Annotated in this window: 24 protein-coding genes and 1 riboswitch; of the genes, 16 read left to right on the top strand and 8 right to left on the bottom strand. The window is 35.8% G+C overall.

The features are described 5' to 3' along the window. Positions 1-52: 52 nt before the first annotated feature. Positions 53-1,015: a tubby C-terminal domain-like protein gene (locus tag ACSG5Z_RS15785; protein WP_306007676.1), complete on the top strand. Its 963-nt coding sequence runs from the start codon at positions 53-55 to the stop codon at positions 1,013-1,015. A gap of 68 nt (positions 1,016-1,083) precedes the next feature. Here ACSG5Z_RS15785 and ACSG5Z_RS15790 read toward each other — a convergent pair whose 3' ends face one another. After that, positions 1,084-1,284, bottom strand: a complete 201-nt coding sequence (locus ACSG5Z_RS15790) for a helix-turn-helix transcriptional regulator (protein WP_087984149.1) — start codon at positions 1,282-1,284, stop codon at positions 1,084-1,086. After that, positions 1,272-1,631, bottom strand: a complete 360-nt coding sequence (locus tag ACSG5Z_RS15795) for a DUF2178 domain-containing protein (RefSeq protein WP_033656368.1) — start codon at positions 1,629-1,631, stop codon at positions 1,272-1,274. The genes ACSG5Z_RS15790 and ACSG5Z_RS15795 overlap by 13 nt, the downstream gene beginning before the upstream one ends. A gap of 179 nt (positions 1,632-1,810) precedes the next feature. On the opposite strand from ACSG5Z_RS15795, the gene ACSG5Z_RS15800 reads away from it, so the two are divergent. From ACSG5Z_RS15800 to ACSG5Z_RS15825, 6 genes are all read left to right on the top strand, one after another. Beyond that, on the top strand, positions 1,811-2,005 hold the full coding sequence (locus tag ACSG5Z_RS15800) for a hypothetical protein (RefSeq protein WP_000958865.1): 195 nt from the start codon (positions 1,811-1,813) through the stop codon (positions 2,003-2,005). An 88-nt stretch (positions 2,006-2,093) separates the two neighbouring features. Then, the gene (locus ACSG5Z_RS15805; RefSeq protein ID WP_088122691.1) at positions 2,094-2,819 is read left to right on the top strand and encodes an ABC transporter ATP-binding protein; all 726 of its coding nucleotides are present in this window, start codon (positions 2,094-2,096) and stop codon (positions 2,817-2,819) included. After that, positions 2,812-4,470, top strand: coding sequence for a putative ABC transporter permease subunit (locus tag ACSG5Z_RS15810; RefSeq protein WP_435711720.1), 1,659 nt, complete (start codon positions 2,812-2,814; stop codon positions 4,468-4,470). Before ACSG5Z_RS15805 ends, ACSG5Z_RS15810 begins: the two co-directional genes overlap by 8 nt. Positions 4,471-4,526: 56 nt before the next feature. After that, positions 4,527-5,285, top strand: coding sequence for an SDR family oxidoreductase (locus ACSG5Z_RS15815; RefSeq protein ID WP_435711721.1), 759 nt, complete (start codon positions 4,527-4,529; stop codon positions 5,283-5,285). Positions 5,286-5,623: 338 nt separating this feature from the next. Next, entirely contained in the window at positions 5,624-6,334 is a 711-nt protein-coding gene (locus ACSG5Z_RS15820) for a hypothetical protein (protein WP_435711722.1), read from the top strand. A 79-nt stretch (positions 6,335-6,413) separates the two neighbouring features. Continuing rightward, positions 6,414-7,484: a pyruvate kinase gene (locus ACSG5Z_RS15825; protein WP_087984156.1), complete on the top strand. Its 1,071-nt coding sequence runs from the start codon at positions 6,414-6,416 to the stop codon at positions 7,482-7,484. Between the two features lie 50 nt (positions 7,485-7,534). On the opposite strand, the gene ACSG5Z_RS15830 is transcribed toward ACSG5Z_RS15825, so the two are convergent. Both ACSG5Z_RS15830 and ACSG5Z_RS15835 read right to left on the bottom strand, forming a co-directional pair. Next, positions 7,535-7,816, bottom strand: coding sequence for a DUF1292 domain-containing protein (locus ACSG5Z_RS15830; RefSeq protein WP_002008111.1), 282 nt, complete (start codon positions 7,814-7,816; stop codon positions 7,535-7,537). A 155-nt stretch (positions 7,817-7,971) separates the two neighbouring features. Then, complete coding sequence (locus ACSG5Z_RS15835) at positions 7,972-8,655, bottom strand: NAD(P)H-dependent oxidoreductase (protein ID WP_435711723.1); 684 nt, start codon at positions 8,653-8,655, stop codon at positions 7,972-7,974. A 129-nt stretch (positions 8,656-8,784) separates the two neighbouring features. On the opposite strand from ACSG5Z_RS15835, the gene ACSG5Z_RS15840 reads away from it, so the two are divergent. Next, positions 8,785-9,165 carry a winged helix-turn-helix transcriptional regulator gene (locus tag ACSG5Z_RS15840; protein WP_000340656.1) on the top strand — a complete coding sequence of 127 codons (381 nt, stop codon included), beginning with the start codon at positions 8,785-8,787 and terminating at the stop codon, positions 9,163-9,165. Positions 9,166-9,286: 121 nt separating this feature from the next. On the opposite strand, the gene ACSG5Z_RS15845 is transcribed toward ACSG5Z_RS15840, so the two are convergent. From ACSG5Z_RS15845 to ACSG5Z_RS15855, 3 genes are all read right to left on the bottom strand, one after another. Next, entirely contained in the window at positions 9,287-9,562 is a 276-nt protein-coding gene (locus ACSG5Z_RS15845; RefSeq protein WP_435711776.1) for a hypothetical protein, read from the bottom strand. 100 nt (positions 9,563-9,662) lie between these two features. Next, positions 9,663-10,940, bottom strand: a complete 1,278-nt coding sequence (locus tag ACSG5Z_RS15850; protein ID WP_435711724.1) for a histidine--tRNA ligase — start codon at positions 10,938-10,940, stop codon at positions 9,663-9,665. Positions 10,941-11,221: 281 nt separating this feature from the next. Further along, on the bottom strand, positions 11,222-13,015 hold the full coding sequence (locus ACSG5Z_RS15855) for a response regulator (RefSeq protein WP_435711725.1): 1,794 nt from the start codon (positions 13,013-13,015) through the stop codon (positions 11,222-11,224). 268 nt (positions 13,016-13,283) lie between these two features. On the opposite strand from ACSG5Z_RS15855, the gene ACSG5Z_RS15860 reads away from it, so the two are divergent. The 5 genes from ACSG5Z_RS15860 (at position 13,284) to ACSG5Z_RS15880 (ending at position 19,762) form a co-directional block, all read left to right on the top strand. Next, positions 13,284-15,446: a serine hydrolase domain-containing protein gene (locus ACSG5Z_RS15860; RefSeq protein ID WP_435711726.1), complete on the top strand. Its 2,163-nt coding sequence runs from the start codon at positions 13,284-13,286 to the stop codon at positions 15,444-15,446. Positions 15,447-15,734: 288 nt separating this feature from the next. Further along, the gene (gene ybaK / locus ACSG5Z_RS15865) at positions 15,735-16,211 is read left to right on the top strand and encodes a Cys-tRNA(Pro) deacylase (protein ID WP_172555509.1); all 477 of its coding nucleotides are present in this window, start codon (positions 15,735-15,737) and stop codon (positions 16,209-16,211) included. Between the two features lie 269 nt (positions 16,212-16,480). Next, a complete protein-coding gene (locus tag ACSG5Z_RS15870; protein WP_087984164.1) occupies positions 16,481-16,990 on the top strand; it encodes a DinB family protein in 510 nt (169 codons plus the stop codon). A gap of 312 nt (positions 16,991-17,302) precedes the next feature. Continuing rightward, positions 17,303-17,406: riboswitch (purine riboswitch) on the top strand. Between the two features lie 176 nt (positions 17,407-17,582). Beyond that, the gene (locus tag ACSG5Z_RS15875) at positions 17,583-18,461 is read left to right on the top strand and encodes a 5'-methylthioadenosine/S-adenosylhomocysteine nucleosidase (protein WP_435711727.1); all 879 of its coding nucleotides are present in this window, start codon (positions 17,583-17,585) and stop codon (positions 18,459-18,461) included. 473 nt (positions 18,462-18,934) lie between these two features. Then, the gene (locus ACSG5Z_RS15880; RefSeq protein WP_144525088.1) at positions 18,935-19,762 is read left to right on the top strand and encodes an endonuclease I family protein; all 828 of its coding nucleotides are present in this window, start codon (positions 18,935-18,937) and stop codon (positions 19,760-19,762) included. Between the two features lie 142 nt (positions 19,763-19,904). Here the strand turns inward: ACSG5Z_RS15880 and ACSG5Z_RS15885 are convergent, their stop codons facing one another. Beyond that, positions 19,905-21,335 carry a YfcC family protein gene (locus ACSG5Z_RS15885; protein WP_435711728.1) on the bottom strand — a complete coding sequence of 477 codons (1,431 nt, stop codon included), beginning with the start codon at positions 21,333-21,335 and terminating at the stop codon, positions 19,905-19,907. Positions 21,336-21,535: 200 nt separating this feature from the next. Here ACSG5Z_RS15885 and rraA point away from each other — a divergent pair, with 200 nt between their 5' ends. The 3 genes from rraA (at position 21,536) to ACSG5Z_RS15900 (ending at position 25,073) form a co-directional block, all read left to right on the top strand. Then, positions 21,536-22,015: a ribonuclease E activity regulator RraA gene (gene rraA, locus ACSG5Z_RS15890; protein WP_435711729.1), complete on the top strand. Its 480-nt coding sequence runs from the start codon at positions 21,536-21,538 to the stop codon at positions 22,013-22,015. 338 nt (positions 22,016-22,353) lie between these two features. Further along, the gene (locus ACSG5Z_RS15895; protein WP_435711730.1) at positions 22,354-24,189 is read left to right on the top strand and encodes a DUF4430 domain-containing protein; all 1,836 of its coding nucleotides are present in this window, start codon (positions 22,354-22,356) and stop codon (positions 24,187-24,189) included. 56 nt (positions 24,190-24,245) lie between these two features. Then, entirely contained in the window at positions 24,246-25,073 is an 828-nt protein-coding gene (locus tag ACSG5Z_RS15900) for a DUF4430 domain-containing protein (protein ID WP_435711731.1), read from the top strand. Positions 25,074-25,089 lie beyond the last annotated feature (16 nt).

Consider the following 25,089-nt stretch of genomic DNA (forward strand, 5'->3'; position numbering starts at 1 on the left):
TTGCGTTCAATTTATAGGTACGATCGGTGTAATAACTAGAGGTGAGTGAAAGATGTTAACGTTTTTATTTGAGTTAGACAAAAGTATTCCGCAGAAAGATGAGCCACGGTATGCTGCTTATGCAAATGGCTTTATTGAAGGGGATTTAACGATTCATGTGGGTGACAGAGTACTTTTTCAAAAGTCATGTATGAAGGTCGCAGAGCTCGGCATTTATTTAGGACAGTGGATGGAACAAGTGCAACATGGGAAGAACGAACAGTTGAATTATGAAACGAGTAACCGTGAGGAAGTAATTCTCGGATTCTTATATGAAGAGGAAGATCAGTGGAGAGTTGCTTCCAGTTGGCAGCAATTTGAACTTCAAGAGCGTATATCCACTACAGTATTAGTAGAAAGCGTTGGGCGTTATTTGAATGAGCTCAATAAGGAGCTGCGCGCGATAGAATATCCTGTGACGTTTGATCAGTACTTAAGAGGTGAGCGAATGATGCAGCTTTCTTATAAACGACTGTGTGATAGTAAAGCGGATACGACTTCAATAGAGGTTTACAATGGAAGCGAAGGAGTAGGCGTAGTACGGGGCTATTATAAAAATGCGTTGATGAAAGTGCTAGACTTCATTCCGAAAGTCGGTAGTAATATCATTTATGAAATAAAGGATAGTAAAGACAATATTCGTGTCATTGCAAAGGATGTAAGTAGGCAGCGTCAAAGAAGGATTTTAGTAACGTACATCGATAATAATGATGCAGAGCATGAAATACTTGTATGTGACGGAAAGTTATTAGATGCAAATTTCTTATTTACTTTTACATATAAGGGAGAAGAATATGTTGTTCACAAAACTTCAATTGGGCTTGGAAAGTTATTACGAAACGGCTATGTAATCGCAGATTGGAATATTCGTCTTGAGGAAGATATGTATTATATCGAGATGGATGTATATGATGAAAATTATATAGAAGATCAATACTTACTGTTAGGCGTATTTCATGCTGTTTTGTATGGTTGATAAATGAGAAGTACCGGCATTCTTCATGGGAAGGATGCCGGTATTTTTATGTGATTTTGTGTCCTTAATTAATCCTCAAAAATAAAAATCTCATCAATCGTACTATGAAGTGCCTTCGCTATATCGTGAGCGAGTTGTAAGGAAGGGTTGTATTTTCCTTTTTCGAGATGGCTTATCGTTTCACGACGTACACCAACAGTTTTCGCTAAATCTTCTTGTGTCATGTTCGATTTGGCGCGGTATTCTTTTATTCTCGTTACGAACGCCATGGCGCATCTTCCATTTCATCAACAGGTTTATCATAAAAGAACATAGAGAAGCCGAACGTAAGAATGAGTGTGCTGAAAATAAGAGCGATATCAATCTCTTGTAGCGCCGGGTTTGGAAATAACATTTCAATAAACATAATGATAGCGGTCGTTAGTAATGTAACGATAAAGGCATTGCGGCACGATTTATTGACGATTTGTTCAAATAGTTCATCGTGTTGAACCGTTCTATACGTTGTGAAAAAGGAGAAGAAACAAAACATAGTAAACAATCCTTTTTCATAAAAAAAGCCGAGGAAACCGAAGAAACCGAGAAATCCTAAATATTTTATCCAAGTTGTTTTCACGATAGATTCTCCTTTCAGTGTTAGAAATAAAACACGTTATGTTATAAATATATCACATATGAAAATGTATAGTAATAATAGTTTTCCAATTCTTTTCATAATAATAGTAAAAAGAGGAAATATACTGCGAAATAAAGAGGATAATATTGTAAAATGGTTGTAAGGAGGGGGAGGAAGGCATGTTAACTTGGATCATGATCGTTGTATTACTTGTAGTCATTACTGTAGTGGCGACGGTGTTAATTGGGCGAAATGGTGATGCGAATTATAGTAAAGCGACAAAAGGGAATATTAAACGGCTGACGATGATTTATATTATATTAGCTGTCGTTTTAATCGTTGGATTAGGCGTGTATATTTATTTTAAAGGTTAAAAAACTGAAAAAATATAAAAATCTAAAAATAGAAGTATGCTATAATATTAATATAGTTATTTGGTAATTAAGGAAAGGATTGGATGGAATGATTGAAATTACGAATGTGTCAAAAAGTTATAATGGGTCTACCTATGCAGTAAAAGATTTAAGTTTATCTGTGCCTAGCGGAGAAATCTTTGGATTTTTAGGGCCGAATGGTGCGGGTAAATCAACGACAATTAAGATGATTACTGGTATTCATGGGGTGGACAAAGGGACGATTACGATTAACGGTATAGATATTATGAAAAATCCGATGGAAGCGAAAAAGACGTTTGGTTATGTTCCAGATAGTCCAGATATGTTTTTACGTTTAAAGGGAATTGAATATTTAAACTTTATGGCAGATATGTATGAAGTGCCGAAAGAAGTACGCCAAGAACGAATCGAGTCTTTAGCAAAGAAATTTGATCTTTACAATGCGTTATCGGATCAAATTCAAAGTTACTCGCACGGTATGAGACAAAAAATCGTTATTATTGGTGTGCTCGTGCATGAGCCAGATGTATGGATTTTAGATGAACCATTAACGGGGCTTGATCCGAAATCTGCATATATTTTAAAAGAAATGATGAGAGAACATGCGGATAAAGGAAAGATTGTATTTTTCTCTACACACGTATTAGAAGTAGCGGAAAAAATATGTGACCGCGTTGCGATTATTAATAAGGGGAATTTGCAGTTCAAAGGGAATTTAGATGAAATGAGAGATCATTTTAAATCCAATGAATCACTTGAAAAAATGTTCTTGGAGATGACGGGCAATGAGTAAAATTTGGACGTTAACGAAAGTATTATTGAAATTAAATTATGCAGATTTCATAACAGATAAGAAGAAGCGATGGGCGTATGTATTTTCATTTGCAGCCATTTTATTTGTTGGCTTTTTAATATTTGGTTCGATGACGCACGGAATGTATGAGGGTATGAAACATTTAGGGCAAGACCCAGGAATGATTATCGCAATGGGACTTGCGATTGCGAGTATATGGGTATTTTTAATGAGTATAACGAACATTTTAACTGTATTTTACTACAGTAATGACATTGAAATGTTATTGCCATTACCATTAAAACCAGCACAAATTATTTCGGCAAAATTTTTAACGGTATTAATTACACAATACGTAATGAGTTCATTTATTTTATTACCAATCTTTATTACGTACGGGTTAAAAAGTAGCGCATTTATTACATATTATATATACATGATTTTTATTTACTTACTCTTCCCGATTGTGCCGTTAGTATTAGCTTCATTACTGATGACAGTTATTATGAGGTATACAAATATAGCGAAAAACAAAGATCGAGGCAATATATTTATTGGAATCGTAAGTATACTATTTATTGTAGGAATTAATGTATTTTTACAGTGGAAAAATAAAAGCTCGTTTTCTGAAGATGCGCTTACGAATTATCTTGCGAACAACCAATCTTCTCTTTTAGTACAAATGACAAATTATTTTCCAACTACATATTTTGGAGCAGTGGCGTTAGTAGAAAATGTAAATTGGAAGGGACCTTTATACGTAATAATCTTTGCACTTATTTCATTTGTATTTTTTGTGTTGTTTTATTACATTGCAGAGCGTACATATTTAAAAGGGGTTATTGGACTTTCAACTAGTACAGCAAAAAAAGAGGTCATTTCAGCAGAAGGTTTACAAAAATCAACGGTACAAAGTTCACATTTAAAAGCGTATGTGAAAAAAGAATTTAAAACGTTATTCCGTACACCGCAATTTTTCTTAAATTGTATCATACAAACTTTCGTTATGCCGATTATGTTATTCTTTGTTTTATTCGTGCAAGATGGGAATTTAAAATGGATTACAGGGTATATTGATAACCCAAAATCAGCAGGATTGGCGATTGGTGTAGGACTTTGTGCATCGTTATTTTTAATGGGAAGTAACGTTATCGCAACAACATCATTTTCACGTGATGGAAGCTCTTGGTTTGTGAATCGTTATTTACCTGTAAAAGCTTCGGATATCTTTTTTGCGAAAGCGATCACTGCTTGGTTAATTAATGTAATTATTTTAGCAGTATTCGGTATTACGATGGCAGTTGTAGCGGGGATTTCTCCTGTATTCATGTTACTGTGGTTTTTACTAAGTGCGAACGGTTTACTGTTAATTAATTTAATTGGTACACGCTGGGATGCACAAACAGCAGATATACATTGGGATACAGAGCAGAAATTATTTAAGAGCCGCTATACAACATTGTGGAATTTTTTAGCTAATATTTTTATAGCTTTAGTTATTGTAGCGGGAGTAAGTCTATTATACTTCTTCCTTCAAGTAGGACTGTGGGTTATGTTTATCGTTTTATTTGTAATGTTTACGATTGTAAATTATATCTTCATTAAAATTTTAAAATTAGGTGCAGAACGCATATTATCAAATATTGAATAAAAAGATAGATCCTCTGTATTCGTGCAGGGGATTTATCCATAGATGGAGGAGAAAAGGTGAAGAAAATAGCAATTGTAACAGGGGCAACTCGTCTGAATGGAATTGGTGCAGCTGTATGCAAGGTGCTTGCTCAAAAAGGGATAGACGTTTTTTTCACGTACTGGTCTCAGTATGATAAAGTGATGCCGTGGGGAATGCATGACAAAGAGCCCTTTTTGTTGAAAGAGGAGATTGAAAGTTTAGGTGTTCGATGTGAAATGGCAGAAATCAATTTATCGCAGTCGTATTCGCCAAATCGTTTGTTTTATATGGTCTCAGAACGTTTAGGTGATCCATCTATTTTAATTAATAATGCAGCGTATTCTACACATACAAGAATTGAAGAATTAAATGTAGAACAGCTAGATAAACATTATACAGTAAATGTCCGCGCTACTATGCAATTAAGTTCATTATTTATAAAACATTATGCACTGAAAACGAATGGAAGTATTATTAACCTTACTTCAGGACAGTCACTAGGGCCAATGCCTGATGAACTAGCATACGCAGCAACGAAAGGAGCAATTGAAGCATTTACAAAATCAGTAGCACCAGTTGCGATGGAGAAGAGGATTACAGTGAATGCTGTTGATCCAGGACCGACGAATACAGGATGGATTACAGAGGAGCTGAAGCATCATTTAGTATGGAAGTTCCCACAAGGTAAAGTAGGAGAACCGTCAGATGCAGCACGCTTAATTTCTTTTTTAGTAAGTGAAGAAGCAAAATGGATTACGGGGCAAGTCATTCATTCGAACGGTGGTTACTCATAAATATATTATGTTAACAATTGTTGAGAAACAAAAAAATAAAAGAAAATTTTATTTTTTTGTTTAAATAAAATGTCAAGAAAGATAAAAATTTGATAGGAGAGTATATCGTCATATGAAGATAGTAATTCTTCATTTGACAATATACTCTTTTTCTTTTACTACAGAGAAGAAAAATGAAGTAGAAGAAACTCGAATATTCAAATGAGTTTATCAGTTTTTGTACGTATTATTATGAAGATTACTGTCGGAAAGATGGTAATTCATGTGAAAAGGGATTTTTTAAGGGGAAATCGAATCGTAAAGGGGAGGATAAATAAAGTAAACATAGGGGGATTTATATGAAAATGAAAAAGGTCGCTATCGCATCGATAACAATTGGTACAATGCTTACTATGGCAGCTTGTAGTCCTTCAGCAGATAAAGAGACAGAAAAGAAAGAGCAAGTAACAGCGCAAAATGAAGGAGAATCAAAAACGACAAGTGCGGATGAGACGTCAAAAACAACGAAAGATACTGAAAAAGATACAAATACTTCTTCAAATGAAAAAACAGATAAGGATGCAAAAAATACGAAAGAATCATCAGGAACAGAGAGTAACGGTAAAACGTCATCTCAAAATGAGAATGTGAAAACAAAAGAAAAAGAGACGACAGGAAAAACGAATGACGAAACGACTAGCGGAAAAACAACAGATCAAAGTACAAGTACAAACTCAAACGGAAAAACAACGAAAGATCCGAAGAAAAGCGTAGCTGTGAAAACAAATGTAAAAGAAGTTGCTGCATTAGTTGATAGTTTAGACAAGCAATTAGCTGCAAATCCGAAATTAGAAACAGTAAATAAACTTGGAAAACAAATTAATGAAAAGTGGGATGTAATCGAGAAAGAGTTAGAAGCATCTCACCCAGCTGAATATAAAACAATCGGACAAAGTATGTATCCGTTAATTATAGGAGCGGAGAAAGAAAAGATAGATATTAATAAAATGAAATCATTAACGACGAAAACGAAAAAAGATTTAACTCAGTTATTAACGAAACTTTCGTAGTTTGAAAAGCCTACTGTGGAAGTAGGCTTTTTTGTATTGAGAGTGTAAGTAAAGTTTATGGGAAACCTAACGAAAAAGGATGGTGATAAAAATGACAATCGATCGAGTTTGTACAATTGGGCCAGCAAGTAATAATAAAGAAACGTTAGCGCAGTTAATAAACAATGGTATGAAAATAGTGCGCTTGAATTTATCACATGGCACGCATGAAAGTCATAAAGACATCATTCGTTTAGTCAAATCGTTAGACGATTCTATTAAAATTTTAGGCGATGTACAAGGTCCTAAAATAAGGTTAGGTGAAGTAAAAGGAGAACAAATTACACTTCAGGCGGGAGATTCTTTTATTTTACATACGCAAGCAGTTACAGGGAGCAATAGAGAAGCAAGTGTTGATTATGAAGGAATCACGAATGATGTGAAAGTTGGAAGTAGAATTTTAATTAATGATGGAGAAGTTGAGTTAATCGTTGAAACGGTAAGCGCGGATAAAATAGAAACAAAGGTCAAAACAGGTGGTAATATCTCATCTCATAAAGGGGTGAACTTACCAGGGGCAATCGTTAGTTTACCAGCTATTACAGAGAAAGATAAAAAAGACATTCAGTTTCTTTTAGAAGAGGATGTTGATTTTATCGCATGTTCTTTCGTACGGAAACCTAGTCAAATAAAAGAAATACGAGATTTTATACAACAGTATAAAGAAACATCACCTAATGTAATTGCCAAAATAGAAACGATGGAAGCGATCGAGAATTTTCAAGATATATGTAAAGAAGCAGACGGAATTATGATTGCAAGGGGTGATTTAGGAGTAGAGTTGCCGTATCAATTTATTCCGCTCTTGCAGAAAATGATGATTCAGGAATGTAATCGAACGAATACATATGTTATTACAGCGACACAAATGCTTCAATCAATGGTAGATCATTCTATTCCAACAAGGGCTGAGGTAACTGATGTGTTTCAAGCTGTACTGGACGGAACGAATGCAGTTATGCTTTCTGCTGAAAGTGCATCAGGCGAGCATCCAATTGAAAGTGTAAGAACATTACGTCTCGTTTCTGAATTCGCTGAGCATGTGAAAAAAGACGGGCCTTTTGTGATGAAAGATGTACTGGAATTGTTGCATAAGTCTTTGGGTGAGTGATAAATAAAAAGAGGGCGGATATGCATCCACCCTCGTGTTTTTCATTCTTATTATTCTTGCTCTTGCTCGTCCAAAATTTTATCAAAAGCAGCAGATACTTTATCAAACTCTTCATCATTTTCAATGTATGAAAACTCATTATCTTCTTCTACTTTTAAAAAGAAAATATCAATGTCTTCCTCAGATTCTGTTTGAATGTCTTCTACGAAGGCAACTGCAATATATTCTGCGCCTTCGACATCCATCGCTCCGAGTACTTCTACTTCCTGATCCTCATTATTCTCATCACTGAGAGTAAACACTTCGCCAACTTCAATATCAGACATATCCATTCTCCTCCTGTTCGACTCTAAAAAATAGAGCGCTCAAACTGTATACATACTAACATATCTTTCCATGAAAAATCAATTTCATACATTAGAAAAACAACTGATTCTTCAATAGAATAAGTATTTAGCTAGAAGGAGTTTTATTTGTGAGTGCTATATTACTTAATCCATTCAACAATTGTATCCATAGTTTGTCTTGTTTTATCACGCTTTGGCTCTTCTTTACGGTAACCAAAGGCAACCATAACAGATACTTCAAGATTATCGTCTTTTATAATGCCTTCTTGACGAAGTAAAGAATCTATTTTCTCTTTATCAAATCCTTCTATTGGACAAGAATCAATGCCGATTTGAGCTGCACTCGTCATCATATTACCTAAAGCAATATAAGTTTGCTTAGATGCCCAATCAAATACAGCACGATCGGATTGTAATAAGTTAAAATCTGTTTCCTGGAATTTTTTGAAGAATTCATATCTAATTTTTTGAGTGTCTTCAGGTAATCCAATAATATCGTTCATCATATGTTTAATATACTCTGCATCATAATGCATATCTTTAATATTTCTTGAAAGAACAATGACAAAGTGACTAGCTGTTGCCAGTTGCCCACCAGCGCCCCATGAATACGGTTGTAGTTTTTCTCTTAATTCTTTATTTTGTACGACAATAAATTTCCAAGGTTCATAACCAAAAGAAGAAGGAGATAATCTGCCTGTTTCTAAAATGAAATGAAAATCCTCTTCTGAAATTTTGTGCATAGGATCGAACTCTTTACATGCATGTCTGAAATGGAAAGTCTCCATAATTTTCTCTTTTGTAATTTGTTTTGTATTTGTCATAAAAGTTCCTCTTTTCATTAATTTATTTTTGTAAGTAAATTATATTTTTAAAGTAACATAGATACAAGTACGCACATTTATGTGTTATAGTATCAAAAAAGATACTATTGGTAAGGGAAGGGACTTATGATGGATTGTTCAAACGAAAATAATATAAATTACCCATTTTTAAATAAATATTCTTGTCCAGTGGAAGCTATGGTTGAGGTTATTGGCGGAAAATGGAAAGGGGTTATTTTGTATCATTTATTAGATGGTACAAAGAGATTTAATGAATTAAAAAGATTAAAACCTAATATCACACAAAGAATGTTAACACTGCAGCTGAGAGAACTTGAAGCAGATGGCATTATACATCGTGAAGTATACCGTGAAGTGCCGCCAAAAGTAGAATATTCGTTAACGGAGCTTGGTGAATCACTACGTCCAATGATTCTATTAATGATGGAGTGGGCAACTCATAATATGGAGAAAGTTTTGGAGAGTAGAAATACGAAAAATAATAGTTAAGAGTTGTAGAAATAAAAGGTGTTTTCCATATGTGAAGAAACCTTTTATTTTTTACTTTCTTAAATTTTGGTTGTAATTAAAATGCATGTGAATCTATTCTGGGGATGTGCTGTTGATTTTGCTATGAATTAAAAACTTCCTTTTTAGTAGTAGAAGCAGCATCTAATAAAAGGAAAACGGCTGCTATAATATGTAGAACGATTACTATATAAGGAAAGAAGGCAACTAGAGTAACGATAATACCTATATAATGAGCGTACGTATTCATGCCTGATTTTTTAGCTAATAAAATAGTAGTGATATGTAAAGCAATCAATAGTAGTAAAGGTATCCTGTCTAGGTTAACAAGACTTGGAAATATATAATAGCAAGGAAGTAATAATAGGTAATTGGATATTAAATACTTGTGATTTTTAGTAGAATATAATTGTTTTATGTTAACTAATGGTTTCGTTATCTATAAAATAGAAAAACCACCCAAACGAGGGTGGTTCGTATTATAAATAACTATTTAAAGAAGAAAGGGGAACCTTCACCTCACTACCTTCCTTCATATTCCGCAGCATAACGGTTTCTGTACTAAGTTCTTCTTCCCCAATAATAAGCACATAAGGGATGTTTTCCTTATTGGCATAATTAAGGGCCCGTTTTAATTTGCGTCCTGCTAGTTCGAGTTCGACTTTTAGGGAAGTGGTAGAACGTAATTGCTGGGCAATTTGTAAACATTGTAATTCTGTCCCGAGTGGGATGATAAATACATCCGCTGTAGATAATATTGTTTCTTTCTGTGATAGTGCGGTGTAAATAACGTCTAAACCGAATGAAATGCCGACTGTTGGATAGCTCATATTATCACCACGGAATGCCCCGATAATATTATCGTATCGACCGCCGCTACCGATGCTGGATGTAATTGAGTCGTCTTTTAGAAAGATTTCATATACGGTGCCTGTGTACATTGTAAGTCCTCGTGCTAAAAATGGATTGAATATAGCATTTTCATTTATTCCAAGGGCGATTAAATATTGCTGTAATTGTTGTAATTCGTTTACTCCATCGGCAACGAGTGGAGTATTGAAAGCGTCTTTAAAGTCATTAATTGAAAGCTTTAGACAAGATAAAACGGTATTACATATCGTATCAGCCATTTCTTCAGTAATTCCGCGCTCTAGTACATCTTTTCGTACACCATCAATCCCAATCTTTTCGATTTTGTCTAATGATAAAATGACGTCACTCGTTCGTTCAGTAGGGATGTTAATAGATTCGAGAATGCCGTTTAACAATTTTCGGTTATTATATTGGATCGTTACTTCTAAGTTTAACGTTCGGAACAGTTCAAACGCCATACTCATAAGTTCCGCTTCTGCCATGACAGATTCTACACCAACTATATCAACGTCGCATTGTATGAACTCACGAAATCTACCTTGTTTAATTGGCCCATCTCGAAATACTTTTCCAATTTCATACCGTTTAAAAGGGAGGCGGATGTTCGGGTTCATTGCCACGACTTTTGCGAATGGAATGGTTAAATCGTAGCGTAAGGCAAGGTCGCGCTTTCCTTGATCTTTAAGCGTATATATTTCTTTTAAAATTTCATCGCCACCGCCGTACTTGTAAGACATAAGCTCATACATATTTAACGTTGGTGTTTCTAACGGTTTACATCCGTATCGTTCGAACGTGTCTTCACAAGCTCTTTTAATTTTATTTCGCAACACTTGTTCCTCTGGTAAATAGTCTTTCGTTCCTTTTACATTTTTCATTTCCATTATAATCACTCCTTTTTTAAATTAAAAAAAGCTATGCGGGTATAAAAATACCCACATAGCTTTATGAACGCTTCGTGGGTCAACAGGAAAAGCCCTGTACCCACGAAGAAAAATTTTTCTTCGGATACACGGCGTTACGTATGATGATGAAGTTGGAAAGAAGTATTAACATTTCGCATGACAAATCTCTCCTTAACATAAGTTTTTCCAAATTATATCAGATGATTTTTGAATTATCAATATTTTTAGTTGTGAAGCGAAATGTATTCATTGCACATTGCCTACAAGATGTTTTCTGTTCGTGCCATTTTTATCGCTTCTTCACGATTGTTAACACCTAGTTTTGAATAGAGATTTGAGCAGTAATTACGGATTGTTCCTTCAGATAAAAATAGCTTAGCGGCAATAGATTTATAGCGTAATCCGTTTGATAGATGTTCTAAAATTTCCATTTCCCGTTTTGTAAGCCCATATGGAGAAGTTTGTTTAGTTGATTTGATTTTCGCTAATTGCTCACGTTGAATTTTCATTTCTTCAAAAATGCGTGTGGCAACTGATTGGTCAATCCAAGTTCCACCGTTATAAATAAGTTTCAAGGCCTCCTTCATTTCTTGTGGATGAATAGATTTCAACATGTAACCTTCAGCTCCATGTTCGAGTGCTGTTGCTGCTTGTAAGGAATCTTCAAATGTTGTCATAAGTACAATCTTCATATTAGGCCAACGTCGCTTCATTTCTAGTAAAGCCTCAATACCATTCATTTCTGGCATCTGAATGTCCATTAGTACAATGTCAGGTTGTAATTGTTCACATAATTTTAATGCATCAGATCCATCATATGCCTTACCAGCAACAATAAAATCAGTTTGGTGCTCTAAAATTTGCTCTAAACTATTTGTAATAAGTGCCTGATCATCAACGACCAATAAGCGAATTATGTCATGTACAAGTTTTGTTTGTAATGGAATATTACAAACAATTAATGTTCCCTGTTCAACATTAGACTGAACCGATAATGTCCCTTGAATTTGTTCAAGTCGCTCTTTCATTCCGCTGAGTCCAAAGCCAAATTGAATTTCTTTCATTCCAATCCCGTTATCTTCAATTTGCAATCGAAGTTGTTGGTCGTCGAAATGTAGTTGAACGGATATGTTGCTCGCTTTACCGTGCCGAACAGCATTTGTTAACGACTCTTGAAGACAACGGTATAGGCAAAAATTTAGTTTTTGCATTACAAGAGTCTCGTTTCCGATCATACGAAATGTAACGGTTGTACCTGTAGATTTCATAAATTCTTTTGTTAATTGTTGTAGTGATTCACTTAATGAATTACTAAGTGGATTATGAGATAGCTCATGTAGATGCTTTCGAATATCATTTAGACTATGCTGAGCAATACTGATAAGGGAATCAATTCGTTCAAACTGTGAATCCGGTACCGATGATCTTAGTGATGTGACGCCAGCGATGAGAGAAGTAAGTGTATGACCAATTGTGTCATGTAGTTCATGTGACAATCGATTACGTTCTTCTATTAAAGTAAGCTTTTCAATCCTATTAATATGTTGCTCTAATAGTAGTTTTTGCTCTTCAATAATTCGAGATTGCTTATGATACTGAATTAATATATTAAAAGAAATGCCAATGGCAAAACCGAGACTACAACTAACGATTAGTTCATATGGTGGTCGGTTGGCAATCCAAGCATTCAATAGCGGGAATGCAAATCCACAAAAAATACCGCTCCATATATAATTATTTTGATTACTACATAGTCCAATAATGATTACGAGTAAAATGAAAGACCAAAGTAAATTTGGAGCTACGGATGCTAAGTAAAGATAAAAACAACCCGCAGTAATAATATCGAATGCAGGGTACCATTCTGGTTTCTTATATCGAATAATTAATGGTACAAGGTAAACGACAAAAGTGAGAGAAAGTACAATCATACTTGATGTATGAATGGATGTTGGAAACATAAAATTAGCGCCGATGATAACAATTAGCCAAAATGTTCGTATGAGCACAAATATCCAGTCATACCAAATCCATTTTTTTGTGAATGAGAACATAAATTAAGCACCTACTTGTATTTTAAGATTAATTATCAATGATTCAGATTCATCATGTAACATATCTTTGAAATCGTCAATAGAAAAACAGTCAACAAAGTATGTCATATGAAGCAGTTGACAGTTTGTCACATGTTTTATATGACATAGTTGCATAAAGCGTCATAAATAAATTAAAACGTTTTGTCACTATGTGATTTAACAATATTGAAGTTAAGGTGAGGGAGTAAGACAACAGAAAAAATTAAAATAATAGGAGCGATGCATAATGAAGTCATTTATCTTAAGAAAAGGAACAGCCCTTACTTTAACAGGAGCAATATTGGTTGGAGCGTTAGCGATACCTTCTTATGAAAACGTACATGCCGTAAACAAAAGGACATCAATTGAACAAGTTATTGATAAAGCTGCCGATGCAAAGAATATTCCAGGAGTTATTGTTACTGTGAAAAATGGAGAGGCAAGTTGGGCATATGCTTCTGGGGAAGGTAATATTGAGAGAAATCATAAAGTAGATGCTGATTCTGCTTTTAGAATTGGGAGCACAACGAAGACCTTTGTAGCTACAGTAGTATTGCAGCTTGCGGGTGAAAAGAAGTTAAGTCTTGATGATACGGTAGAGAAATGGTTGCCGGGACTTATAAAAGGGAAAGGTTATGATGGCAGCAAAATTACGATTCGCCAACTATTAAATCATACAAGCGGAATTGCTGATTACTTGACTCCAGATCTTAAAGAGAAATTAATAGAGAATCCAAGTGAGAATTATACAGCGGAACAATTAATTTCTCGTGCCTTACAATTAGAACCAGTAAAAGGATGGTCATACTCGAATACGAATATGGTTATTATTGGATTACTTATTCAGAAAGTAACAGGGGAATCATATGCTGAGCAGATACAAAAACGAATTATTGATCCTCTTAGTTTAAAAGAAACAGTTCTTCCTGGAAGCTCAATGGATATTCCGAAAAAAAATGCCCGTGGCTATTTAAATACGGGAGATAAATTAGTAGATATTACTTTGTTTAATCCATCGTTTGCTAATGCTAGTGGTGAAATGATTTCGACAGGAGAAGATATGACAACGTTCTTCCGTGCCTTATTAGGTGGTAAATTACTAACACCGGAAATGCAGAAGGAGATGGTGACTCACACAGTAGATACCCCATTAGGAAAGTATGGACTTGGTATTCACGCAACAAAATTACCAGATGGTACTGAAGTATGGGGACATGGTGGTGGTATCCCTGGTTTTACTAACTTTGCTGGTGGAACGAAAGATGGTCAGCATGTTATCTCGATAAATATTAATGTATTAGGCGCAGAGAAACAAATTAATAATATTTTAGCTTCAGAATTTGCGGCAAAATCAAAAAAGGAACCTATTGATAAGGAAAAGAAAAGTAAACATCGAGAAGAAGTACAAAATGTAATGGATCAAGTAGTAACGAATAAAAAAATTCCTAGTGTTATAGCTGGCGGATTAAAGGATGGAAAGCGTTGGTCGTATGCTACCGGAACAGCTAGTTATGAGATGCCACACCCTGTAGAAACGAATTTTTCGTTCCGTATCGGAAGCATAACGAAGACTTTCACTGCTTCTGTTGTACTGCAATTGGCTGAAGAGAAACAATTAAACCTTGAAGATACAGTTGAAAAATGGTTGCCAGGAGTTGTACAGGGTAACGGATATGATGGGAGTAAAATTACAATTCGTCAGTTATTAAACCATACAAGTGGGATTGCAGCATATACTGATTTAGATATGCGAGATATTACATTGCCTCAAAACCCATTTCGTTATTATAGTACCGATGAGCTCATAAGTTTAGCACTTGCAAAGCCGCCTGTATTTGCACCAGGGGAGGGCTGGGACTATTCAAACACAAATACTGTTATAGCCGGGGAAATTATTCGGAAGGTAACAGGAGATACGTATGCGGAGCAAATTAGAAAAAGATTTATTGAACCGCTCGGGTTAAAAGAGACATTTGTAATGGAAGCAAGTTCGCACATACCGGGTAAGCATGCTAATGGATATAATATGGATAGATCAGGTCGTTTATATGATTTGACAGAAATTAATCAGTCATGGGCAAATGCAGCTGGAAATATGGTTTCAACAGTGGAAGATTTGACTACATTCTTCAGTGCACTGTTGGGTGGAAAGCTCTTAAATCAAGAGCTAATGGATCAGATGTTCACAACAGTAGATTCACCTATAGGTAAGGTTGGACTAGGAATTTATGAAGAGAAAACATCAGATGGACAATCGTATTGGGGGCATGCTGGTGGGACTTTTGGATTTGAAACAAGGGTTGGTGGACCTGTTGGAGGAGAACATATTTTAGTAACTGCTATTAATGCAGTAGGACCAGAAGTTATTACAGGCAGGGATAAAATATTTAATAAAGAGTTTGGACGTTAAATGTAAAATCGACATCGAGCCTTCCGTTTGAAGGCTCGATGTCGATTTTCTTTATCCCGCATTAACGGGCAGCCCGATTGGTTCAACTAATAATCAGTGGGGGTTGAACAAAACCCCCACTGATTAAAGTTTCACTTTATGTGATTTTAAATTTAATGGGAAATAAAATCTTTGTTGGATGATGCATAAATATATCTACAAAAATGTGAAGTTATGCAGGTAAAATGGAAAAGGGTGTATAATAAAAGAAAACTTAATAATATGAAATAACCTTTTAAGGAGACCGCTATGAAAAAAGATAAAACAAATGCGATGCGAATATTAGATAAAGAAAAGATCGAATATTCGATGATGTCATATGATCCGGACGATGGAAAAATTGATGGCGTATCAGTAGCCGGGAAAATTGGACGAGAAGTGAGAGAAGTATATAAAACGTTAATCGCTCAAGGGAATAGTAAAAATTATCATGTGTTTATCATTCCGGTAGATGAAGAACTGAACTTGAAAGCAGCAGCAAAATCAGTTGGTGAAAAGAAGATTGAAATGATTCCCGTAAAAGATATTACGAAAGTGTCAGGATATATTCGCGGTGGTTGTTCACCAGTAGGAATGAAAAAGTTATTTTCTACATGCATTGATGAGAGTGCTCAATCGCTTGAAACAATCATAGTGAGCGGCGGGAAGATTGGTATACAAATTGAGCTGAAAGTGGATGACTTAGCGAAAGTGACGAGAGCGCAGTTTGGTGAAATAACGAAATAATGATACATAGGAAAAGAAGTTCTAGTTTTATAGGATAGTTAGCCCATTATGGGGGCTAATTATCCTTTTTTATACATTTTTTTGGCTAATCCAGTAACAAACAAGAACACTAAAACCACGTTAGGATAGGAATGTATAAAAAAAGGAAAGTTTTATTCTTTCGCGAATTCATTATACATGCCGAAATTACGAAATCCGCAAAAAAATCGCAGTAGAGCATTGGAAAGAACATTTTAATTTTCTATAACTCCATAGAGAGGTGATTACGCATGAATCAAAGACCGTCTGAAGAGGAATATGCCGTCAACTTCGGAGAGTATATTAGGTTGGTACCGGAAGGCAACATCATCGACATTTTGCTCGCTCAGGAAAAGCAAATGACCGAGCTGCTGGCATCGTTGACCGAAAGCAATGGCGCGTATCGGTATGCGGAAGGAAAATGGACGCTGAAAGAAGTCGTGGGTCACATTGCAGACGGAGAACGCGTTATGACCTACCGCCTGCTTCGGTTCGCAAGAGGGGACCAGACGCCTCTGTCCGGTTTCGACCAGGAATTGTTCATGCCTCCTTTCGGAAACTGGACAACCGCGCAATTGGCCGAAGACTACCGGGCCGTACGGCAATCGACGATCACACTGCTGCGCGGGTTACCGGAGGAGGCGTGGTCTCGCAAAGGCTCAGCCAACAACGCAAGTATTACGGCGCGCGCCCTCGCGTACGGCATCGCAGGACACGAGATTCATCACATGGGGGTCATCCGAAATCGGTATTTGAGTTAGTTGTCCGGAAAATCGGGACGGAAGCTGCGCGGAAAACGCGGCTTCCGTCCATTCTTTATGGCACCCTTCCCGCCCCGTTCATAGACTGATATGAAGAGGGGACAAGATGGGTTGAAAAAAGCAGCAGCGATCGGTTGTTGTAGGTAAATCTAGTTTAGTATTTAGATTGTAAGTTTTTTGCAGGTGTTATCCATTGGAAGATGAAAATACTGTCCATTTAACTTATAAAAAACGAACATTTAAAATGATTTTAATGAAAATGTTCATATTTAGATTGCGTGCACACTAAAAGTTTGATATATTACCAATATAATAATTTTACACATCATCACTCGTATATACTCGGTAATATGGTCCGAGCGTTTCTACCTAGTTCCCAATGAAAGAACTGGACTACGGGTTAAAGTATTCGGCCGTGCTATTTCATGAGCGCTACCGATCTATAATTTGGCATTTGTTTTATCTTTTGCTTAATTAACTTTGACTACCGTAGTTCTAGAAAGTAGAGATTCTTCTACAATTTCTAGAACTTTTTTTGTTTGGACTAAAAGCATCGAGTATAGAAAACAACAAGAGAAAGAGGAAATTATTTATGAAGAAGAATACGTTGAAAAAATGTGCCGCCCTAGTAACTACTGTTGCATTGTCATTATCAATACTTGCGGGATGTAATGTGACTCCAAAACAAGTTGAGGCAAAAAGTAATCAACAACCTATTTTAATTCAAGGGCCAATGCCGATAGAGGCTGAGAAGTTTGCAAAAAGGTTAAAAAATGTGAAAGAAGAAAAGTCTGGAACTTTCGTATTTTATAAAGGCACTGTCGACAATTATCCTGTAATCGTAGCGAAAACAGGTAAAGGAATGGAAAATACAGCAGCTGCTACAGCAGTGGCTATTGAAAAATATAAGCCTAAGGCGATTATTAACCAAGGAACATCAGGTGGACACGATCCAAATTTAAACGTATTTGATATTGTTTTAGGAAAACAAGTAGCGAACATAGGTTCATTAAAAACAACAAATATGGATGAGAATCAAGGGATTGAACCGACAAAATGGATTTCAATGGACTTAATGGCTTCTGAAGGAAGTGCAGGAGAAGATCCAAATGCTGAGAAAATCCGATACTACGAGGGAGATAAGGATTTACTTGCAGCAGCTAATGCGGTAAAAGATAAATATACAAAAGGTAAAGTGGTTGAAGGGACTATAGGTTCAGCAGATCTTTGGAATAATGAAGTTGATAGAATTAAATGGTTCCATACAAAATACGGTACATCTGTTGAAGAAATGGAAGGTGCTGCCGCAGCGCAAATCGCAAAAGCTTATGACGTACCATTTTTAGGGATTCGAGTATTATCTAACAATAAAACAAACGGCGGAAAATACAATCCAAATACAGCGGCGGCAAATCAAGAATATGTATATGAAGTAGTTAAAAAGTATATAGGTTCGATACCAAATAAATAGTAGTAGTTCTGTCTCAATATAAAAATGTTATCATTACTGCGCAATGTGTTGTGAACTCAGAATTACCAAAGTTTCTTTAATTAAAATAGATTGGTGCCTTACATGGTATCCAATCTATTTTTGTACTTATTTTTCAGAGGAAGAAGGGTTTTACACCAAAAAATAAAGACAATTATAGAAAAAGGAAAAGTCGAACGATTTATCAAATATGTATAATTGCATGAAAAAATTGAAATTTATAAGTTAACATTAAACTACTTTTTAATTGTAAAGAATATTTTAATAATCTTTACTAGAGAAGGATATTCCTTGAGAAGTAGATAAACCAAAAGTGTGGAAATAATACAGACTCAATAGAGTTTTGTATTAAATAAAAAGAAAAGGATGGGTATGGCTTTCTAAAAGTTTTTGGGGGTTAGAAAGCATTTTTTAGTTAATGGCTTCAAATTATATTTTAAAGGGGAAATGGGTATATGAAGTTTCGAAATACAAAGCTTGCTATGGTTACACTATCTTCATTTTTTATTTTAAGTACTGCATCTCTATCATTCACAGATATCATACACGGTGAAGTAGCTTCTGCATCACCACAAGAGATTACTGTAAAAAGCTATGATGATACATATTATAATAATGCAATAGGAAAAACGGGTTTAGAGTTAAAGAAGGAACTTCATAATATTATTGATGATCATACAAAGTTATCATACAGTGCGGTTTGGGAAGCACTAAGAGATACTGATGAAGATCCAAATAATAAAAACAATGTGATACTCTTATATACTGGGCGTTCGCAAGGGAAACTTACGAATGGTTCAGGAGTTGATAATTGGAACCGAGAGCATGTTTGGGCAAAATCTCACGGTGATTTTGGAACGACTGCAGGAGCTGGAACAGATTTGCATCATTTAAGAGCGACGGATGTATCTGTAAATAGTTCACGTGGAAATCTGGATTTTGATAATGGTGGTGTGAATCATTCGGAAGCGACAGAATGTAAATATGATAGTGATTCTTGGGAACCTCGTGATAGTGTAAAAGGAGATATCGCTAGAATGCTATTTTACATGGCTGTTCGTTATGAAGGAGACAACGGCGAAATAGACTTAGAATTAAATGAAAAGGTGAATAACAATAAAGATCCATACATGGGCAAACTATCCGTTTTACTAAAATGGAATGAACAAGACCCTGTAGATGATTTAGAGCGAAAGCGTAATGAAGTGATTTTTACGAAATATCAACATAATCGTAATCCTTTTATTGATCATCCGGAATGGGTAAATAAAATTTGGAACTAAAATACTTAAAGGTATTTTACTTTGAGAGAAGGGATTGATCACTATGATCAATCCCTGTTTATATCTATACTAGAATAAGTGATTTTTATAGGATTGGAGAATAGAATCGATATTTTATTAAGTAAAGTATAATATGAGTCTTTTAATACGGTCCCCACTCAATATTCACGCCAATAATAAGAAAAATAAGTCCGATGATAAACCAAATGAACGCAAGTGGAGCCATAAAACGAATCCATTTTCCGTAAGAAATGCCGCTCGCTGCGAGAACGCCCATTAAAACACCGGAAGTTGGATTGAGGCAGTTTACTACACCTTCTCCAAGCATAACAGCTTGTACTGTAACTTGACGTGTAATGTGCATGAAATCGGCAAGTGGAGCTAATATCGGAATGAAAATAACAGATTCTCCTGTCCCGGATGAAATGAGGAAATGTAATGCGGCACTACTCACATACATACCGATAACGCCAAATACAGGGCTTTGTCCTTCGAGGGACTGTGCGAGCTGATTAACAATTGTATCAAGTAATTTGCCTTGTTCTAGAATGACTGAAATACAACGAGCCATTCCGACGATCAAAGCACCGTATATGAGATTTTGGCAGCCTGCTAGAAAAGTAGAAGCGATATCGTTTGCTTTCATGCCACCTATTATTCCCGCTGTAATTGCTATGAAAATAAAAGTAGCGGTCATTTCTGCGTCTGTCCAATGTAGACGGAAAGCGCCTATTAAAAATGCAATTAACGATAAAGCCGAAACGAGTAAAATTAATTTGTGACGTATTGTCCAAGGAACTTCAGTTTTCTCTAGTTCTTTCTCACTTGAAAGAGCATTACTTGGAAACCAGTTATCTCCGAGTATGCTTCCTTTATTCGATTTTTTTAAGCGTTTTACATACCAATTAATATATAAAATGGTGGCAATTAAAAAAGAGATATAGATTGCTGTGCGTAAACCAATTCCTGAAAACATCGGAAGTTCAGCGATTTTTTGTGAAATGCCTAAAGGTGAGGGAGATAATATAGTAGCATTAAAACCAGCATAAGTGCCTAAATAAATAATTGCTACACCGACGATAGCATCCCATTTCAATGTGCGTGCAACGATGATGCCGATGGGGATAAAGCCTATAACCGAGTTAACGATAATGCCAGTTGTTCCGAGAATAGAAAAGAGTGCGGCGACAATACAAATGAAAAGTAATTGCTGATTACGAAATTTGTTAATAACATGATAGATTAAACCGTCAAGAGCGCCTGTTTTTTCAAGAATGGCAATGGCTCCACCTGTAAATAAAATTAAGAAGATGATAGGAGCAGCAAGTGTCATTCCTTTTTCAATAGTGGTAAAAAAAGAAACAAATCCTACCGGAGATTGTGGAACAGAATGATAACTTCCTGGTATTGTCGTTGTAACAGTACCGTTTGTAACTCTTTTAAACTCTCCAGCAGGAACGAAATATGTAGCAATGGCACAAAGTAAGGCAATAAAAAATAATAGTACGTACGCGTCAGGCATTTTAAACTTTCGTTTACTCGGCTGCTTTTTTACCTCGGTATGTAATTGCATAAAAACCCTCCTTTTTCACTTGGTTAATTTTTAATATTCTGAATATTATCTGTGAAATAGATTATAATAAAGGTGGCTTCTTAAGGCAATAGTTTTTCTATCCTTTTCTTACACATACAAATTCTTGCAACATTAGACAGGGAAACGAAAAAAATCAAAGAATATGTTATATAGAAAGAATAAGGAAAAGAGGGAAAAAGATGTGGAAAACTACGGATCTATGTGATGAGTTTGAAAAGGATTTACAAATATGTCGCCAGTCTTTTCGGTCTTTTGGGAAGAAAGAACAATTTCACGGGAAAATTGCAACGGTAAAAGTGAAGGATGATAACGTACTAGTGAAGGAAGGATTGCAAACATTACCAGAAGGAACGGTATTAGTCGTTGATGGCGAAGCGTCTACGAATTGTGCGTTACTTGGCGATAATTTGGCAGCTATTGCAGAGGAAAGAAAGCTGGCAGGAATTATTGTGAATGGATATGTTCGTGATTCTAGTGAACTAAAGAATATTAATATTGGTATTTTAGCGTTAGGGACGATGCCAAATAGAAGTATAAAAGAAGGAAAAGGAGAGCGGAATATTTCGTTGCAATTTGGACAAGTAGAATGGAAGCCGAATGAATATGTGTATGCGGATGAAGATGGCGTTATTATTAGTGAAAAGAGTTTGCATCGTTAAAGGATAGTAAACTACTATTCTTAGAAAATAAATCCGATAAAGCATGGACAAAATTCTTTGTCAATAGTAAAATAATACAGAAATTTATAATTAACAGAATGTATAGGTTTATCGTTTTACGATAACTTGAATGGAAGTCAGTTTTGCCTAGAAAAGTGAATGTTATCACAATGATACGTTCATAAACAAAATTATTTTTCCTATACAAATATAGCCGCGAATGATGCGGGTAGGAGGTGTTGCACAGTTTGTTCGACACTTACAAAAAAAGAGTGTCAATTGCACGCCCTTGAAGGGCCTTTTTTTGTGTGAATAGTAGTAAGGGAGGAAATTTTGGGATGGCAATGTTGAAAAAATGGCTGCTTACGTCGTTAATGGCAGTTACACTCGTATTTGTTTCTTTTGCGAATACAGTACATATTACGTTTGCTGAAGGAAATACAGCAAAACTTGCAATTATTGGTGAATCACAAAAGGGCATTATGTTATGCCCGAAAGAAGAGCAAATTACAGATGGGGAAACAGCTTTAAGTTTGCTGCAAAAAGTCATGGGGGACAAAGTAACAGCAGAGACGATGTCGTTTGGAACGTATGTTAAAGGCATTGACGGCTTAATGGCTGGGGACACAAGCGGCTGGTTGTATGATGTAAATGATAAATCTGCAGAAGTTGGAGCAGATAGTTATAAATTAAATGCTGGAGATGTTGTTGTCTTTCGTTTTGTTGCAGACTGGAGCAATATGAGCCAGGAAACATTACAGCAAACATTAGATAAATTTGGTACTTGTAAAACTGTAGAAGAACCAAAGACAGATGACCCAAAACAAGAAAAACCAGAAGAACCAAAAACAGATGATCCAAAACAAGAAAAACCAGAAGAACCAAAAACAGATGATCCAAAACAAGAAAAACCAGAAGAACCAAAAACGGATGATCCAAAACAAGAAAAACCAGAAGAACCAAAGACAGATGATCCAAAACAAGAAAAACCAGAAGAACCAAAAACAAATGATGAAAAGGTAGAACAACCAAAGCAAGAGAACATTCAAGTTCCAGTGGCACAAGTAAATGACGCGATCTTTAAGACATCTGAAAAGATGTTACAAGATGGAATTGAAAGTGATTGGGTAGCTTTAGGCCTTTCTCGTTCTGGAAAGAATGTTCCAATTGAGGCGAAATTAAATTATGTTAAGTCAGTAACTGAAAAAGTAGAAAAGCGCATTAACCGTTTTTCAGCGACAGATTTAGCTAGAACGATTATTATGATGAATGCAATGCAAGCAGACCCTACAAAGGTTGGCGAACATAATTTAGTTCAAAAATTGTACGAATCAGATAAAGTGAATTCTGTTACAGGTTATACATTTGCTTTACTTGCATTTGATACGAAGAAATATGAAGTGCCAGTGAATTCAAAATGGAATCGAGTTGCTTTAGTAGATGCGCTTTTAAACTCACAGCATACAGATGGTGGCTGGACTTACGATAGCGCAAGCAGTAAAGACAGTGCTAGTAGCGTTGATGTAACAGGTATGGTTTTATCAGCATTAGCTCCTTATCAAGAACGAGAAGATGTGAAACCCGCTGTGCAAAAGGCTGTTGCCTATTTATATAACGAACAGCTAGAAAACGGTGGTTTTTCTGCTGATGGACAAGAAAATTCTAATAGTGTTGCACAAGCAATTATTGGATTATCTCTTGTACAAGATTTAGATCAAAATCGTCTACATAAGGCAATGCAAAATCTACTGTCATACCAACTTCCAAATGGTGAATTCAAATGGTTACCAAGTGATCAAAACGGTAGCGGAATGGCTACAGAGCAAGCATTCTTAGCTTTACTTCAGTTTAAAGATCTTGGAAAATCGATTTATGACTGGTCAACTGTATCTGTTCCTGAAATTGATACGAAACCAAATGTGGATGCAGAAAATATTGTAGTAGAAAAAGAAGTTACTGAGCAACTAGAAGAACAAAAACAAGTACAACAAGAAACGAAAGATGACACGCTAAAAGTTGTTGTCGATAACGAACCGGTTAAAAGCAAAAAGTCAGGAAACGGTAGCACGTTACCAAAAACAGGAGCATCTTCTCATAGTGCAGCTACAGAAGTAGGTATGGGTGTATTATGTATTGCTTCTGCATATGTATTATGGAGACGTAAAGCAGCTTAACAAAAATTAGGAGCAATCATTTGCTCCTAATTTTATTATGAAAGGTGAGAGACAACATGAGTAAGATGAAGTGGTTGATTTCTTTAATGCTTTCACTTGGGCTACTTGCCGGATGTGAAGAGACAGCTGTAAAGCCTGAGAAGAAAGTAGAACCAAAGCAAGAAGAGGTAGCAAAACAAGAAGAGAAAAAAGATGAAGCGAAACCGGAAGAAAAACCGGAGGAAAAACAAGCTGAACAAGAGCAAAAGCAGCAAGAAGAGCAGAAAGAGAAACAAGAGCAAAAAGTAGAAGAGAAGCCGAAAGAAGAAAAGGCACAGGCACAACCGGAAGTAAAGAAAGAAGAGAAACCTCAGGAACAGCCTGCTACTAAGCAACCAGAACAGCAAAAAGCACAAGAAGAGAAACAACCGAAAGCGCAAGAAATAAAAGAAGAAGCGAAGGTTGTGAATCAGCCGAAAGAAACACCGAAGCAGGAGCAGAAGGTTGATCCGAATAAAGAGCAACAAGCAACTGTACCAACGCCACCAACACCGGTACCAGATCCAGTACCGCCAGTGTCAGTGCCAGATCCAGTAATACCAAAACCAAAACAAGTCACTATCTCAGTAAAAGGTGATAAAGGGTACTTATTAGGTGCGAAAAAAATGGATGTACAAGAAGGCGATACTGTTTATAAAGTATTGCAGCGTACAGGTTTAGATGTGGATGCAATGGGCTCCAAAGGTGATATTTATGTAAAAGGTATTAATGATTTATATGAAAAAGATATTACAGATACTAGTGGATGGAAATATCGTGTGAACGGTGCGTTTCCAAACCATAGTGCAGGTGTAGTAACAGTTAAACCAGGAGATACAATTGAGTGGGTGTATGTATTAAAATAAGAAAGGCATTCGGTAA

It is taken from the genome of Bacillus pretiosus (assembly GCF_051294775.1).
Lineage (GTDB): Bacteria > Bacillota > Bacilli > Bacillales > Bacillaceae_G > Bacillus_A > Bacillus_A wiedmannii.

Excerpts from the sequence above, each read along its gene's own strand:
- ACSG5Z_RS15860 (WP_435711726.1), top strand. The coding sequence starts at position 13,284 with ATGAAGTCATTTATCTTAAGAAAAGGAACAGCCCTTACTTTAACAGGA.
- ACSG5Z_RS15820 (WP_435711722.1), top strand. The coding sequence starts at position 5,624 with ATGAAAATGAAAAAGGTCGCTATCGCATCGATAACAATTGGTACAATG.
- ACSG5Z_RS15800 (WP_000958865.1), top strand. The coding sequence starts at position 1,811 with ATGTTAACTTGGATCATGATCGTTGTATTACTTGTAGTCATTACTGTA.
- ACSG5Z_RS15855 (WP_435711725.1), bottom strand. The coding sequence starts at position 13,015 with ATGTTCTCATTCACAAAAAAATGGATTTGGTATGACTGGATATTTGTG.
- ACSG5Z_RS15840 (WP_000340656.1), top strand. The coding sequence starts at position 8,785 with ATGGATTGTTCAAACGAAAATAATATAAATTACCCATTTTTAAATAAA.
- ybaK (WP_172555509.1), top strand. The coding sequence starts at position 15,735 with ATGAAAAAAGATAAAACAAATGCGATGCGAATATTAGATAAAGAAAAG.
- ACSG5Z_RS15885 (WP_435711728.1), bottom strand. The coding sequence starts at position 21,335 with ATGCAATTACATACCGAGGTAAAAAAGCAGCCGAGTAAACGAAAGTTT.
- ACSG5Z_RS15830 (WP_002008111.1), bottom strand. The coding sequence starts at position 7,816 with ATGGATATGTCTGATATTGAAGTTGGCGAAGTGTTTACTCTCAGTGAT.
- rraA (WP_435711729.1), top strand. The coding sequence starts at position 21,536 with ATGTGGAAAACTACGGATCTATGTGATGAGTTTGAAAAGGATTTACAA.
- ACSG5Z_RS15810 (WP_435711720.1), top strand. The coding sequence starts at position 2,812 with ATGAGTAAAATTTGGACGTTAACGAAAGTATTATTGAAATTAAATTAT.
- ACSG5Z_RS15785 (WP_306007676.1), top strand. The coding sequence starts at position 53 with ATGTTAACGTTTTTATTTGAGTTAGACAAAAGTATTCCGCAGAAAGAT.
- ACSG5Z_RS15825 (WP_087984156.1), top strand. The coding sequence starts at position 6,414 with ATGGTGATAAAAATGACAATCGATCGAGTTTGTACAATTGGGCCAGCA.
- ACSG5Z_RS15870 (WP_087984164.1), top strand. The coding sequence starts at position 16,481 with ATGAATCAAAGACCGTCTGAAGAGGAATATGCCGTCAACTTCGGAGAG.
- ACSG5Z_RS15850 (WP_435711724.1), bottom strand. The coding sequence starts at position 10,940 with ATGGAAATGAAAAATGTAAAAGGAACGAAAGACTATTTACCAGAGGAA.
- ACSG5Z_RS15875 (WP_435711727.1), top strand. The coding sequence starts at position 17,583 with ATGAAGAAGAATACGTTGAAAAAATGTGCCGCCCTAGTAACTACTGTT.
- ACSG5Z_RS15895 (WP_435711730.1), top strand. The coding sequence starts at position 22,354 with ATGGCAATGTTGAAAAAATGGCTGCTTACGTCGTTAATGGCAGTTACA.
- ACSG5Z_RS15900 (WP_435711731.1), top strand. The coding sequence starts at position 24,246 with ATGAGTAAGATGAAGTGGTTGATTTCTTTAATGCTTTCACTTGGGCTA.
- ACSG5Z_RS15805 (WP_088122691.1), top strand. The coding sequence starts at position 2,094 with ATGATTGAAATTACGAATGTGTCAAAAAGTTATAATGGGTCTACCTAT.
- ACSG5Z_RS15880 (WP_144525088.1), top strand. The coding sequence starts at position 18,935 with ATGAAGTTTCGAAATACAAAGCTTGCTATGGTTACACTATCTTCATTT.
- ACSG5Z_RS15790 (WP_087984149.1), bottom strand. The coding sequence starts at position 1,284 with ATGGCGTTCGTAACGAGAATAAAAGAATACCGCGCCAAATCGAACATG.
- ACSG5Z_RS15835 (WP_435711723.1), bottom strand. The coding sequence starts at position 8,655 with ATGACAAATACAAAACAAATTACAAAAGAGAAAATTATGGAGACTTTC.